This is a genomic window from Ruegeria sp. O6, from assembly GCF_056535045.1.
In genome coordinates, this window is sequence record NZ_JBQERM010000001.1 from 628,074 (window position 1) to 641,511 (window position 13,438).

Consider the following 13,438-nt stretch of genomic DNA (forward strand, 5'->3'; position numbering starts at 1 on the left):
CGGAGGAGCCCATGAAAGCCTTTCTTGCCGCCGTCGCCGCGATGGTCGTTATTGCAGGCGCAGCCCCGCTTGTGCTGGAACAGATCGGGTTCAGCACCGCTGACACTACGTCCGGCATCGCCGTGCGCCTCGACTGAATGGCGCAATATCTGACCACCCGTGAACTGGCCGATCTGCTGCGCATTGGCGAGCGGAAGGCCTATGACCTTGCCTCGTCAGGCGAGGTGCCGTGTGTGCGCGCCATGGGCAAGCTGTTGTTTCCGCGGGCCGAGATCATTGCCTGGCTCAACGCGTCGCGATCCGGCCCTCAAGTCGCAGAACCGCCCCTGCCCCCGATCATAGCAGGCAGCCACGATCCCTTGCTGGACTGGGCGCTGCGTGAAAGTGGGTCGGGGCTGGCCACCTATTACGACGGTTCTTTTGATGGCCTGATCAGGCTCAGTGAACGAAGCGCACAGGCCGCTGTGTTACACATCCACGAAAATGGCGGATTCAACAAGGAATCCCTGCAAGACACTTTGGGCGAAGCCCCGGTGATCCTATATGAAGTCGCCCGACGTGAGCGTGGATTGCTTCTTGCCCCGGGCATATCCGACATCAATTCTTTTGACGACCTCAAGTCACGCACCGTCATACTGCGTCAGGACAGTGCGGCAAGCCAGCGCCTGTTTGACGCCCAACTGGACGCCCACGGCCTGCGCCGGGATGATCTGGACATTCGACCCGGCTGCGCACGTACAGAAGAAGAACTTGCGATCGCCCTGCATGACCGGAAGGCCGAGACCGGTTTTGGGCTTGGCGCCCTAGCCGGTCTCTACAACTTAGGTTTTGTCCCCACTCATTCCGAGCGGCTGGATCTTGCCATCTGGCGTCGGGCCTTTTTCGATCCGCCGATACAGAAACTGCTAACCCTGTTGCGCTCGGGTCAGTTCGCCCAGCGGGCGCGCGAGTTCGGCGGCTATGACCTGTCTGGTCTTGGCACGATCCACCACAATGGGGCCAGCGGGTGAAAATCCACCCGCGCCTTCATCTTTTCAAAAATACTCGCCCCGCAGGGGCTGGCCGCAGGCCAGCTTATTGCGCATTGGGGAAAAACACCTGCTGACCGTCCAGCCGGAAAGAGGCGATCGCCTGCTGCCCGTCGAGCCCGGTCAACCAGTCGATGAAACGCTGACCAGCGGCCGCCCGTACATGCGGATGCTTTTCAGGATTCACGAGGATCACACCATATTGGTTGAATAGACGCGGGTCGCCTTCGACCAGGATCTCAAGATTGCCTCTGTTACCAAAGGACAGCCACGTCGCCCTATCTGTCAGAGTGTACGCGTCCATGCCGCTGGCAACGTTCAGCGTCGCCCCCATACCTGAACCGGTTTCCCGATACCAACTGCCGGACGCGCCGGTTGGGTCAAGCCCCGCAGCCGACCAATTCCGCAGCTCGGCCTTGTGCGTTCCACTGTCATCACCGCGCGACGCAAACGGGGCTTCAGCCTTTGCAATCGCTGTAAGAGCGCTCAGAATGTCGGCACCACCGCGAATTCCGGCGGGATCTGCCTTGGGGCCCACCAATACAAAATCGTTATACATCAGGTCCTTCCGCTCCACGCCATATCCATCAGCGACGAATTTCTCTTCGGCGGATTTGGCGTGAACCAGCAGGACGTCCCCGTCACCATTGACCGCATTGCGGATTGCCTGACCGGTTCCTACGGCCACAACCCGCACGTCAATGCCCGACTCGGCCTCGAACCACGGCAGTATATAGTCCAACAGCCCCGAGTTCTGGGTGGATGTCGTAGACTGCACGACAATGAACGGTGTCTCTGCCAAGGCCGCATTTGCCGACAGACCAAGGGCCATCACTGCCGCCCGAAGTATTGCGCGGAACATCATTTTCTCCGTTTTATCTTTTAGGTAACCAATCCACCCGCGAGGTAGCGACGCGATGCTTCGCTTTCGGGGGTATCCAAAACCTGTTTTGCTGGGCCGTGTTCAACCACATGACCGCCCTGCATCATGACCACATCCGAGGCCAAACGACGGGCCTGGCCAATATCATGTGTCACCATCACGATCCGCACACCCCGCGCCGAGGCGCGCAGAACCATACGTTCGATCATCTGTGTCGCGCCGGGATCAAGGGCACTGGTGGGCTCGTCCAGAAACAGTGTTTCGGGCTCCAGCGCCAAGGCACGCAAAATGGCCAACCTCTGGGCCTCGCCGCCCGAGAGAGACCGGGCGGATTGCCGGGCCTTCCCCTCCAGCCCGCCTTCAGCAAGCAACTCAGCGATACGCGCCTTTCTTGCCGTTCGCCCCATGCCCTGACGCTTGAGGACAAAGCCCAGGTTGGCAGCAACAGACCGTCGCAACAGAACCGGTCTCTGAAATACCATGGCTTGGCGCGTTTTCTGCGCGGCGCCCAGAGGGTTTCCGTCCTGCACCACCCGCCCGCGATCCGGCGAGATCAGGCCATGCAAGCACCGTAGCAACAGACTTTTTCCCGCACCGTTGGGGCCAAGAAGCAACGTCGGCCCCGGACCATCCAGAACCAATGAAGGAACATCCAGCAAAACCTTGCCGTTGCTGCGAATTTGCACTTTTTCAACCGTCAGACAGTTCGACATCTCGCAGATCACGTCACGCATGGCGCAACCCCTCCTGTTCGGCCCGCAAACTGACCGCGCTGACCATCGCGTTTACCGTAATTGCAATCCCGATCAGGATCGCCCCCAGCGCCAGTGCCAGCGACAGATTTCCCTTCGACGTTTCAAGCGCAATGGTTGTCGTCATCACGCGGGTCACATGATTGATGTTTCCGCCAACGATGATAACCGCGCCCACCTCGGCGATGGCGCGTCCGAAACCGGCAAGCAAGGCCGTGACAAGTGCCAGTCGCGCATCCCACAACAAAACCGGGACCGAGGCCAGCCGTGACACGCCCAAGGACCGCAGCTGTTCTGAATATTCCTCAGCCAACGTTTCAACAACCTGGCGCGTCAGAGCCGCGACAATGGGAGTGACCAACACCACCTGCGCGATGATCATGGCGGTCGGAGTGTACAAAAGCTCAAGCACCCCCAAGGGGCCCGAACGGGACAGCATCAGATAGACCAGCAGGCCCACGACAACCGGTGGAAACCCCATCAGTGCATTCATCAGGACGATCAGCATCCGGCGGCCGGGGAACCGGGCGACGGCCAACGCAGCCCCCACGGGCATTCCGATCAGAGCAGAAACAAGCACCGCAAACACGGACACTTTCAGAGACAACAGCACAATTGCCCACAGCTCAGAATCTCCCCCAAGGATCAAGGCAATCGCAGCGCTGAATTCTGATGAAAATTCCTGCATTTTATTCCCTATAGTCGACCCTTCGTATAAAAACGCGTAAGTTTACAGGGAAATACTACTTTATATCGGTGCCAAGTACAGACACAATTCCGACACCACGAATGCGAAACGCGGCCCCGATTGGGACCGCGCTTTTGACCTTCAAACTAACGGTTAGCGTCAGTTCAGAGCAGCGTCCGTAATCTGGTGCGTCCAGGCCCCTTCAGGTGTCTTGGTGATCACCGGGTCAGAACCTCCGGCCAGCAGGGTACCAACGGTGCGATCAAAATCCGCCGGGTCCAGCGCGCCGTTCGAACCTGCGGTCAACTTGGCGATCTCACCCATCATGCGTTTCTGATGTTCTTCCGTCTGCGCACCCGTTGCATCGTTCTCCAGCACGATATCCGCTGCTTCATCGGGGTTCTCCTCGGCGTATTTCCATCCTTTCATCGAGGCGCGAACAAACCGCTGCATCTTGTCGGTGAAGGCCGCATCGCTGAGATTTTCTTCCAGAACGTAAAGACCATCTTCCAGCGTCGCGACACCCTGGTCTTCGTATTTGAAGGTTACCAGTTCATCCGGGCTGACACCGGCATCGATGACCTGCCAGTATTCATTGTAGGTCATGGTGCTGATACAATCCGCCTGACGTTGCAGCAGCGGATCGACGTTGAAGCCCTGTTTCAGAACTTCCACACCGTTGTCGCCTTTCCCATCAGTGCTGATGCCCAACTGGCTCATCCAGCTCATGAACGGAAATTCATTGCCAAAGAACCAGACACCCAGCGTGCGATTCTTCAGGTCCTCAGGCGACGAAATACCGGCATCTTTCCAACAGGTCAGCATCATGCCTGAGCTTTTGAACGGCTGGGCGATGTTCACCAACGGCAACCCTTTTTCACGTGCGGCCAGAGCGGCAGGCATCCATTCAACGGTCACATCAGCACCGCCGCCCGCAATCACCTGTGTCGGAGCGATGTCAGGCCCGCCGGGCAGAATGGTAACGTCCAGCCCTTCTTCCTCGTAAAAGCCCTTATCCTTGGCAACGTAGTAGCCCGCGAATTGTGCTTGCGTGACCCATTTCAGTTGCAGTGTCACTTCATCCGCCGCCAGCGCCGTACTGGCTGCCAGACCAAAGGCGGCAACCGCCCCGCTGAATAGCTTATTCATCTTCATTTCTCCTAGTTGCTTGTTGCGCCCCGATTTTCAGGGTCTGTTGATTTTCTTCGTCTTATCCGCGTTGTGAGGGGTGCCAGAACGTCACCACTTTTTCGATTCCCGCCACCAGGCCATAAAAAGCCGTACCCGCGATAGCGGCAACAACGATTTCGGCCCAGACCATATCCAACGACAATTGACCGACGCTGGTGGATATCCGAAATCCCATGCCCAGTGTCGGCGATCCGAAGAATTCAGCCACGATGGCGCCAATCAAAGCCAAAGTTGTTGAAATCTTCAACCCGTTGAAAATGAAAGGCATCGCCGCAGGCAGCCGCAGCTTCAGAAAGCTCTGCCAATAGCTTGCTGCATAGGTTTCCATCAAGTCACGCTGCATCGCGGTGGCCTCGCGCAGTCCGGCCACGGTGTTGACCAGCATCGGAAAGAACACCATCACAACGACCACCGCCGCTTTGGAATGCCAATCAAACCCGAACCACATGACCAGAATGGGTGCCGTCCCAACGATGGGCAAAGCCGCGACGAAATTCCCGACTGGCAACAGCCCCAAACGCAGGAAATCCCACCGATCGACGGCAATCGCCATAAGGAAGGCCGATCCACAGCCGATGACATATCCGCTGAGCGCCCCTTTCAGGATTGTCTGAACAAAGTCGGCCCAAAGAATGTCAAGGCTACCTGCAAATCGCACTGCTATGGCAGACGGTGCCGGCAGAATGACCAGCGGCACTTCAAGCCCACGGACCACCAGCTCCCAAGCTCCAACAATGGTCAGACCAAAAATCACCGGTGCCAGAAAGCGTACCATCTGGCTGTCGGCTTGCGGGCCACTGGCCAATCGGCTGTTCAACCACCAGCCGAAAACCCACAGCAGCAAAGCAAAGACAACCAACATCATTGCGCCATCCCCATCCGCTTCAGAACCGACCGTTCAATCAATCCCAACAAACCGACCAGGCAGGCAGCCAGAATGGCCGCAGCAAACAGCGCTGACCATATCTGCACGGTTTGACCATAGTAACTGCCTGCCAGCAACCGAGCACCCAATCCTGCGACAGCGCCTGTCGGCAGCTCACCCACGATTGCGCCGACCAACGACGCCGCAATACCGATCTTCAACGAGGTGAACAGGTATGGCATCGACGCGGGCAGGCGCAGTTTCCAGAACCCCTGCGATTGGCTGGCATTATAAGTCCGCAACAGGTCAAGTTGCATCGCGTCAGGGCTGCGCAATCCTTTGACCATGCCGACGACAACCGGGAAAAAGCTCAGATACGCTGATATGATCGCCTTGGGAATGATCCCCTGAACCCCGACCGAGTAAAGAACCACGATAATCATCGGAGCCAAAGCGATAATCGGGATCGTCTGGCTAACGATAGCCCATGGCATGACCGACAAATCCATCACGCGGCTATGCACGATCCCAACGGCCAACAGGACACCCAGCCCGGTCCCGATGACAAAGCCCAGCATCGTAGCGCTGAGTGTCACCCACCCATGAAAGATCAGCGATCTTTTCGAGTTGATTTTCTTCAGGACGGTTGTATCCCACAGTTCAATCGCAACCTGATGAGGTGATGGCAAACGGGGCTTGCCTTGCTCCCAAGCTGCTGGAATCGCGAACGAATTATTCAGAACCAGACCGAACTCTCCCAGATCCCGGCGCGCACTTGCGGTGGGTGGCTGAACCTCGGCACCGCCACGTTCAAGCTCGGTCAAAACCCCTTTGATGTTCATCGGAACGCAAGCGACATACCAGAACAGAACGATCACGGCGACGACGGTGAAAACGGCTATGATCTGCTTCATGCGTGCCACTCCATTCGATAGACGGGCACTGTATCCGGCGGTACGGGTGGTTCTTCGGCAGTTACCTCGAACCCTTCACGGCGGTAAAACCTCTGCGCTGCCTGATTGGGTTTGTGTGTTGTCAGCCAAAGATGGGTCCGACCCTGCTTCGCCTTGGCAACGAAACGCTTGCCAATTCCCTGCCCCGTCCGGCTGCAATACAACGCACCGATTTTACACTGCGCCGGATCTATGGACATGTAGCAATCAACCGGATCACCCGCGACCCAGATCTCGCGACTGTCGAACGCTTCGTGGATCAGGGTCGCCAATTCCTCCACCGGCAATTCATCAGGCATCCATTCCGTCTGCGAGGCCCAGTTGTAAATCACGCGGGCACAAGCCGGCACGTCACCTACCACGGCCCGTCTGATGGTTTCTGCCGCCGGATCAGTCGTCATAAGAATGCCCCGCCCGCAACCCGTCACGAACACGATGGGCCACTTCGATGAATTCCGGAGTGTCACGAATGTCCAACGGCCGTTCCTTTGGCAGCGGGCTGTCGATCACATCCGTAATCCGCCCCGGCCGTGGGCTCATCACGACAATTTTGGTGCTCAGATATACGGCTTCGGGAATCGAATGCGTCACGAATCCGATGGTCTTTTCAGTTCTTGCCCAAAGCGCCAAAAGCTGCTCGTTCAGGTGGTCGCGCACAATCTCATCCAAAGCACCGAACGGTTCATCCATCAACAAGATATCAGCATCAAAGGCCAAGGCCCGCGCGATGCTGGCGCGCTGCTGCATCCCGCCGGATAACTGCCATGGAAACTTTCCGCCAAATCCTTCAAGATCAACCAGTTCCAGGACTTTTCTCACCCTTTCTTCCTGCTCGGACGCGGAATAGCCCATGATCTCAAGCGGCAACTTGATGTTCTTTGCTATGGTGCGCCAGGGGTAAAGGCCCGCCGCCTGAAAGACATACCCATAGGCCCTGTTCCGCCGCGCTTCGTCCGCGGTCATTCCGTTGACAGTCAGCGACCCGCCGGTCGGTGTCTCCAAGGCCGCGATGCAGCGCAGGAAAGTGGTTTTTCCACAGCCCGAGGGGCCAATGAAACTAACAAATTCACCCTTGTCGATCGTCAGGTTCACGTCTTTCAACGCGTGAACAGGCCCGTCATTGGTTTGAAAGGTGAGGTCAAGCTGCCTTGCTTCGATGACGTGCTGGGTCGTGCTTTCAGTGGTCATTCTACTGCCTTGAAAAGAGTGGTGCCGGGGCCGCCCAGATAGCGGCCCAACGGATCAAACCCCCGTCGCCGGGATACCTGTCCGCTCAACCGGCCGAGGGGCGGTTAGTTCCTTCCACGCGCTCAAAGCCTTGTTGACGGTCGTATTTGCCTCGCGCGCGACGAACTCGCCATGGCCTTCCTGCGTGCGGATTTCACCATCATGTACCGCAACCTGTCCACGGGTCAGCGTAAAGCGCGGCAGGCCTTTGACCTCTTTGCCCTCAAACACGTTGTAGTCGATCGAAGATTGCTGCGTACTGGCTGTGATCGTTTTCGTTTTTTCAGGATCCCACACGACGATATCTGCATCCGCCCCAACAAGGATCGCGCCTTTTTTCGGATAGCAATTCAGTATCTTGGCGATGTTTGTTGAAGTCACTGCAACAAATTCATTGGGCGTCAGGCGTCCGGTATTCACACCGTGCGTCCACAGCATCGGCATCCGATCTTCCAGACCGCCGGTCCCGTTCGGGATCTTGGTGAAATCCCCAACTCCAAAGCGTTTCTGTTCGGTCGTAAAGGCGCAATGGTCGGTTGCCACAACACTCAGCGATCCTGATTGCAGGCCATTCCACAGGCTGTCCTGGTGCTGCTTATTGCGGAACGGGGGGCTCATGACCCGTCGCGCGGCGTGGTCCCAATCCTGATTAAAATATTCGCTTTCATCGAGGGTCAGATGCTGAATCAGCGGCTCTCCCCACACCCTCTTGCCCTGCATTCGGGCCCGGCGAATGGCCTCATGAGACTCTTCGCAGGATGTATGAACAACATACAGCGGCACGCCCGCCATATCTGCGATCATAATGGCCCGGTTTGTGGCCTCACCCTCTACTTGCGGCGGTCGGGAATAAGCGTGCGCTTCCGGGCCAGAGTTCCCCTCGGCCAGAAGCTTGGCACTCAGTTCGGCAACGACGTCTCCGTTCTCGGCATGCACCATTGCGATGCCGCCCAGTTCGGCCAAACGCCTGAACGAAGCATAAAGCTCATCGTCATTCACCATCAACGCGCCTTTATAAGCCATGAAATGCTTGAACGTGTTGATGCCGCGCGTCTCGATCACGGTCTTGAGGTCGTCAAATACCTGTTCCCCCCACCATGTCACCGCCATGTGGAACGAGTAGTCGCAATTCGCCCGCGTTGATTTGTTGTCCCAGCGCTTCAGGGCATCCATCAGGCTTTCGCCCGGATTGGGCAGCGCGAAGTCAACAACCATCGTCGTGCCCCCCGCCAGGGCGGCCCGCGTACCGCTTTCGAAATCGTCGCTGGAATAGGTGCCCATGAACGGCATTTCCAGATGGGTATGCGGATCAATCCCACCGGGCATCACATAACAGCCTGACGCGTCCAGCTCGTTATCCCCTTTCAGACCCATCCCGATCCCGGTGATGACGCCGCCTTCGACCAATACATCCGCCTTGTATGACAAATCCGCGGTGACAACGGTTCCGTTTTTAATAACAGTACTCATTTTGAACTCCCTGATGCGGTCTGCGCCGCTTGCTTCATCTGGCCAAAATATCCCGGGGGAGTCGCCCTTGGGCGACGGGGGCAGCGCCCCCTATTCCACGATTTCGGCAGTCTCGACCACGGCATGCAGCAGGACATCTGCCCCGGCTGCCGCCCAATCCTTGCTGATCTCTTCAGCCTCATTATGGCTCAGCCCGTCCACACAGGGGCACATGACCATGGCGGTCGGGGCCACGCGGTTGATCCAGCAGGCATCATGCCCCGCGCCCGAGATGATGTGGGTATGCGAATAGCCCAGCCTTTCAGCCGCATCGCGCACGGCAGACACGCAATCGTCGTCGAACTTCACCGGATCGAAACCGCCGACTTTCTCGAATTCAATCTGCAGACCCATTTCTTCGACGATATCTTCCGCCGCCACCCGCAGGCGATTTTCCATGTCGGTGATCACCTCCAGCTCGGGCGAGCGGAAATCGACCGTGAAAACGACTTTTCCGGGGATTACGTTGCGAGAATTCGGGAATACGTCGATATGCCCCGCGGCACCGACCGCATGCGGTGCATGAGACCAGGCGATTTCGTCCACTTTCTCAAGAATGCGCGCCATCGCAAGCCCGGCATTCTTGCGCATCGGCATCGGGGTTGAACCGGTATGGGCATCCTTGCCGGTCACCGTGACCTGTGTCCAGCTCAGACCCTGACCGTGGGTGACGACGCCGATATCCTTTCCTTCGGCTTCAAGGATCGGACCCTGTTCGATATGCAACTCAAAGAAAGCGCGCATCTTGCGCGCGCCAACTTTTTCTTCACCGCGCCAACCGATCCGGTTCAGTTCATCCCCGAATTTCTTACCATCGGCATCTTCACGGTCATACGCCCAGTCCTGCGTGTGCATTCCCGCAAAGACACCAGACGACAGCATGGCGGGCGCATATCGCGTCCCTTCCTCGTTGGTCCAGTTGGTCGCCACGATGGGATGTCTTGTCTTGATCCCGAGATCATTGAGCGTGCGGATAATCTCCAGCCCGCCCAGAACGCCCAGAACGCCGTCATATTTTCCGCCAGTCGGCTGCGTGTCCAGGTGCGAACCCACATAGACCGGCAAAGCGTCCGGGTCGGTGCCCTCACGATGCGCAAACATGTTGCCCATCTGGTCCAGCCCCATGGTGCATCCGGCCTCTTCACACCATTTCTGGAACAAGGCGCGGCCTTCGGCATCCTCGTCAGTCAGAGTTTGCCGGTTATTCCCCCCCGCAACACCGGGACCGATCTTGGCCATCTCCATCAGGCTGTCCCACAACCTGTCGCCATTGATCCTGAGATTCTGCGCCGGAGCTGCCATTGTCTTATTCCCTGTTTGCTTGCGATTTTGCTCGCTATTGGTGTCTTGATTTGACCAACTGGTCAAACTCACGCTATCACGGGTTCGGTATCAGTCAAGAAATTGCGCGGCAAAGCCTGAAATTTCAGTGTAATCCGTGCCTATCCGACGAAAAAAGAGACACACTGAAATCATGCCGAAAGACCGCGCACCGACTCGAATCCAGAAGAAGAACCGAGCCGCGATTCTCGAGGCTGCCCTGAATGTGTTTTCTGCACACGGGTTTCGTGGGGCAACCGTCGATCAGATTGCTGCCGAGGCGGGGTTGAGCAAACCCAATCTCCTCTACTATTTCGCGTCGAAAGAGGCGATCCACACCGAATTGCTTTCGGGCTTGCTGGAAACCTGGCTGGCGCCCCTGCACGATCTGGATGAGACCGGTGATCCGATGGAGGAAATGCTGGCCTATATTCGCCGGAAACTGCAAATGAGTCAGGTGCTACCACGGGAAAGCCGCCTTTTTGCCAATGAGCTTGTGCAAGGCGCGCCCCGCATTCACGACGCTTTGTCCCATGATCTCAAACAACTGGTTGACGAAAAGGTCACCATTCTCACCAATTGGATGGATCAAGGCAAAATCGCGCGGTTGCACCCTTATCATTTGATGTTTTCGATCTGGGCGCTGACACAGCATTATGCCGATTTCGACGTTCAGGTGCGGGCTATTCTGGGTGACGAAAACCCGTTTGAAGGTGCGGAACCCTTTGTAGAGACGTTGTACCGAAAGCTCCTGACGCCATGAATGCAGGGGCCGCGTCAGCGGCCCCTCGGGGATATTCCCTGTCTCGATCATTCCGCTGCTTTGGCCATCGGATTGTTCGGGTGCGTGGTCCAGTTCGCGTAGGTCGGCTGAACCTCTTTCCCGGTGCGCGGATCGATTTCACCTGCCGCCATCGGCACCATCGAAATACAGCCTTCCACCGGGCAGACATCAACGCAGAGGTTACAGGCGACGCATTCGTCATCCATCACCTCGAACACACGCTCATCCGACATTGAAATCGCCTGATGGCTGGTATCTTCACAGGCGGCATAGCATCGGCCGCATTTGATGCACTGGTCCTGATCAATCTTGGCTTTGGCGATGTAGTTCAGGTTCAGGTATTGCCAATCGGTGACATTGGGCACCGCGCGTCCGATCACCTCATCAATGCTGGTATACCCCTTTTCATCCATCCATTCCGACAGACCTGCAGTCAATTCATCAATGATCTTGAACCCATAGGTCATCGCAGCGGTACAGACCTGCACCGTGCCACATCCCAGAGAGATAAACTCGGCCGCATCACGCCATGTGGTGACACCCCCGATGCCCGAGATTGGCATGCCATGCGTCGCCTCGGCCCGAGCGATTTCGGACACCATCGACAGGGCGATCGGCTTCACGGCAGGGCCGCAATATCCTCCGTGGCTGCCCTTGCCATCAATCGAGGGTTCCGGGCTGAACGTGTCCAGATTTACGCTGGTGATCGAATTGATCGTGTTGATAAGCGACACCGCATCCGCGCCACCATTTCTGGCCGCCGCCGCAGGTTTCCGGATATCGGTGATATTCGGTGTCAGTTTCACGATGACCGGACGGTCATAGTATTGCTTGCACCAACGGGTGACCATTTCGATATATTCCGGAACCTGCCCTACGGCGGACCCCATACCGCGCTCGCTCATCCCGTGCGGGCAACCGAAGTTCAGTTCGATTCCGTCCGCGCCGGTTTCGGCCACGCGGGGCAGAATGGCTTTCCAGGCTTCTTCCTCGCAGGGCACCATAATCGAAGCGATCAGGGCGCGATCCGGATAGTCGGACTTGACCCGCGCCATTTCCTCAAGGTTCACCTCAAGCGGGCGGTCGGTGATCAGTTCGATATTGTTTAGTCCCAGCAAACGACGGTCGGCACCGTAAATCGCGCCATACCGCGGGCCGTTCACATTTACAACCGGCGGCCCCTCGGACCCCAGCGTCTTCCACACAACACCGCCCCAACCGGCCTCAAACGCGCGACGAACATTGTATTCCTTGTCCGTCGGCGGCGCAGAGGCCAACCAGTAAGGGTTGGGGCTGGAAATGCCCAGAAAGTTAGTCGTCAGATCGGCCATGGCTTCTCCCTTCCCGGCTCAGCCGGATTTTTTGAATATCATTTCGGTCGGGCGTATGCGCCCGGCCTTGAGGTTTTTGACATAGTTCTGGAACTTTTCGGGTGCCGTCTCGCCCATCATCAGATGAATGCCCAGCGGTGCCGGGCCGGATTCAGCAATCTTTGCAAAGACGTCCTCGAAGAACTGTATCGCGAATTCGGTGCGATCCGTTTCTGTCACCAGTTCAAGACCCGCGGCGCTTGCCGCAGACTTATAAACATCCGGCGCATCCACGAACGAGGTTTCGGCCACAGTGGACCACGGCAGAGGGAAAGCCAGCGGCTCGTCCACGTCTCCGCCCATCACATCGAACAGGGCAAAAGTACCGCCCTTGGCTAGCGCCCGCGACACTTCGGCGAACAGCTCGGCCTTGTCCATAATGTTCATGCCCACATGCATCATGACAGCCAGATCGAACCCAGCATCCGGCACCGGCATCTCCAAGGCACTGCCCACATGAAAGCTGGTTTTCGAGGAATGCCCGACCATATCGCTGAGCACCCTGGCGGTTTCAACGAATTCCGGTGTCAGATCGACGCCCGTTACCGTCGAGTCATAGCGATCCACAACATAGCGAGAGGTTCCGCCGATACCGCATCCGACATCCAGAACGCGCGTCGCATGGGTCGGCGACAACTGCGCAAACAGGTTGTTGGTCGCCAGAACGCCACCCGTGTGGAACTCGTCCCCTGCTTTCAGGTCTGCGACCGTGGCCGCATCCGGATCGATACCGCTGGCCTCAAGCGCCGCGCGGACGCGGTCGGTCAGTGCTCCGGTGGTGTAATGTTGCGCTACGGCTTGTTCGATCTGGGACATAGGAATACCTCAGCAACGAAAGTAATGGGGTGAATACCCCATCCTATCACGA

15 protein-coding genes are annotated in these 13,438 nt (G+C 57.5%); 3 read left to right on the forward strand and 12 right to left on the reverse strand.

The genetic code is table 11. The features are described 5' to 3' along the window. The first annotated feature begins 11 nt into the window (after nt 1-11). Both ACR0DY_RS03105 and ACR0DY_RS03110 read left to right on the forward strand, forming a co-directional pair. Nucleotides 12-137 (forward strand): hypothetical protein, encoded by a 126-nt coding sequence (locus ACR0DY_RS03105; RefSeq protein WP_480485904.1) that lies wholly within the window; start codon nt 12-14, stop codon nt 135-137. Beyond that, nucleotides 138-1,010: a substrate-binding domain-containing protein gene (locus tag ACR0DY_RS03110; protein ID WP_480485906.1), complete on the forward strand. Its 873-nt coding sequence runs from the start codon at nt 138-140 to the stop codon at nt 1,008-1,010. It abuts the gene before it with no gap. Nucleotides 1,011-1,074: 64 nt separating this feature from the next. Here ACR0DY_RS03110 and ACR0DY_RS03115 read toward each other — a convergent pair whose 3' ends face one another. The 10 genes from ACR0DY_RS03115 to ACR0DY_RS03160 form a co-directional block, all read right to left on the reverse strand. Continuing rightward, nucleotides 1,075-1,890 (reverse strand): ABC transporter substrate-binding protein, encoded by an 816-nt coding sequence (locus tag ACR0DY_RS03115; RefSeq protein WP_480545651.1) that lies wholly within the window; start codon nt 1,888-1,890, stop codon nt 1,075-1,077. Between the two features lie 20 nt (nt 1,891-1,910). Next, nucleotides 1,911-2,645 (reverse strand): ATP-binding cassette domain-containing protein, encoded by a 735-nt coding sequence (locus ACR0DY_RS03120; RefSeq protein WP_480481332.1) that lies wholly within the window; start codon nt 2,643-2,645, stop codon nt 1,911-1,913. Beyond that, nucleotides 2,638-3,351 (reverse strand): ABC transporter permease, encoded by a 714-nt coding sequence (locus ACR0DY_RS03125; RefSeq protein WP_480545652.1) that lies wholly within the window; start codon nt 3,349-3,351, stop codon nt 2,638-2,640. The genes ACR0DY_RS03120 and ACR0DY_RS03125 overlap by 8 nt, the downstream gene beginning before the upstream one ends. A 159-nt stretch (nt 3,352-3,510) precedes the next feature. Next, complete coding sequence (locus ACR0DY_RS03130) at nt 3,511-4,500, reverse strand: ABC transporter substrate-binding protein (RefSeq protein ID WP_480476654.1); 990 nt, start codon at nt 4,498-4,500, stop codon at nt 3,511-3,513. A 61-nt stretch (nt 4,501-4,561) separates the two neighbouring features. Further along, a complete protein-coding gene (locus ACR0DY_RS03135; protein WP_480545653.1) occupies nt 4,562-5,407 on the reverse strand; it encodes an ABC transporter permease in 846 nt (281 codons plus the stop codon). After that, nucleotides 5,404-6,321 carry an ABC transporter permease gene (locus ACR0DY_RS03140; protein ID WP_480545654.1) on the reverse strand — a complete coding sequence of 306 codons (918 nt, stop codon included), beginning with the start codon at nt 6,319-6,321 and terminating at the stop codon, nt 5,404-5,406. The genes ACR0DY_RS03135 and ACR0DY_RS03140 overlap by 4 nt, the downstream gene beginning before the upstream one ends. Continuing rightward, nucleotides 6,318-6,761, reverse strand: coding sequence for an N-acetyltransferase family protein (locus tag ACR0DY_RS03145; RefSeq protein WP_480481338.1), 444 nt, complete (start codon nt 6,759-6,761; stop codon nt 6,318-6,320). Before ACR0DY_RS03145 ends, ACR0DY_RS03140 begins: the two co-directional genes overlap by 4 nt. Further along, nucleotides 6,751-7,548 carry an ABC transporter ATP-binding protein gene (locus ACR0DY_RS03150; RefSeq protein WP_209595940.1) on the reverse strand — a complete coding sequence of 266 codons (798 nt, stop codon included), beginning with the start codon at nt 7,546-7,548 and terminating at the stop codon, nt 6,751-6,753. The genes ACR0DY_RS03145 and ACR0DY_RS03150 overlap by 11 nt, the downstream gene beginning before the upstream one ends. Nucleotides 7,549-7,602: 54 nt before the next feature. Continuing rightward, entirely contained in the window at nt 7,603-9,057 is a 1,455-nt protein-coding gene (hydA, locus tag ACR0DY_RS03155) for a dihydropyrimidinase (protein WP_480545655.1), read from the reverse strand. A 90-nt stretch (nt 9,058-9,147) separates the two neighbouring features. Then, nucleotides 9,148-10,398 (reverse strand): Zn-dependent hydrolase, encoded by a 1,251-nt coding sequence (locus tag ACR0DY_RS03160; protein WP_480545656.1) that lies wholly within the window; start codon nt 10,396-10,398, stop codon nt 9,148-9,150. A gap of 172 nt (nt 10,399-10,570) precedes the next feature. Between ACR0DY_RS03160 and ACR0DY_RS03165 the strand changes: the two genes are divergently transcribed. Continuing rightward, nucleotides 10,571-11,179, forward strand: a complete 609-nt coding sequence (locus ACR0DY_RS03165; protein WP_480545657.1) for a TetR family transcriptional regulator C-terminal domain-containing protein — start codon at nt 10,571-10,573, stop codon at nt 11,177-11,179. A 47-nt stretch (nt 11,180-11,226) separates the two neighbouring features. On the opposite strand, the gene preA is transcribed toward ACR0DY_RS03165, so the two are convergent. Then, nucleotides 11,227-12,531 (reverse strand): NAD-dependent dihydropyrimidine dehydrogenase subunit PreA, encoded by a 1,305-nt coding sequence (gene preA, locus ACR0DY_RS03170; RefSeq protein ID WP_480485924.1) that lies wholly within the window; start codon nt 12,529-12,531, stop codon nt 11,227-11,229. Nucleotides 12,532-12,549: 18 nt separating this feature from the next. Further along, nucleotides 12,550-13,386 (reverse strand): class I SAM-dependent methyltransferase, encoded by an 837-nt coding sequence (locus ACR0DY_RS03175; RefSeq protein WP_480505530.1) that lies wholly within the window; start codon nt 13,384-13,386, stop codon nt 12,550-12,552. Nucleotides 13,387-13,438 lie beyond the last annotated feature (52 nt).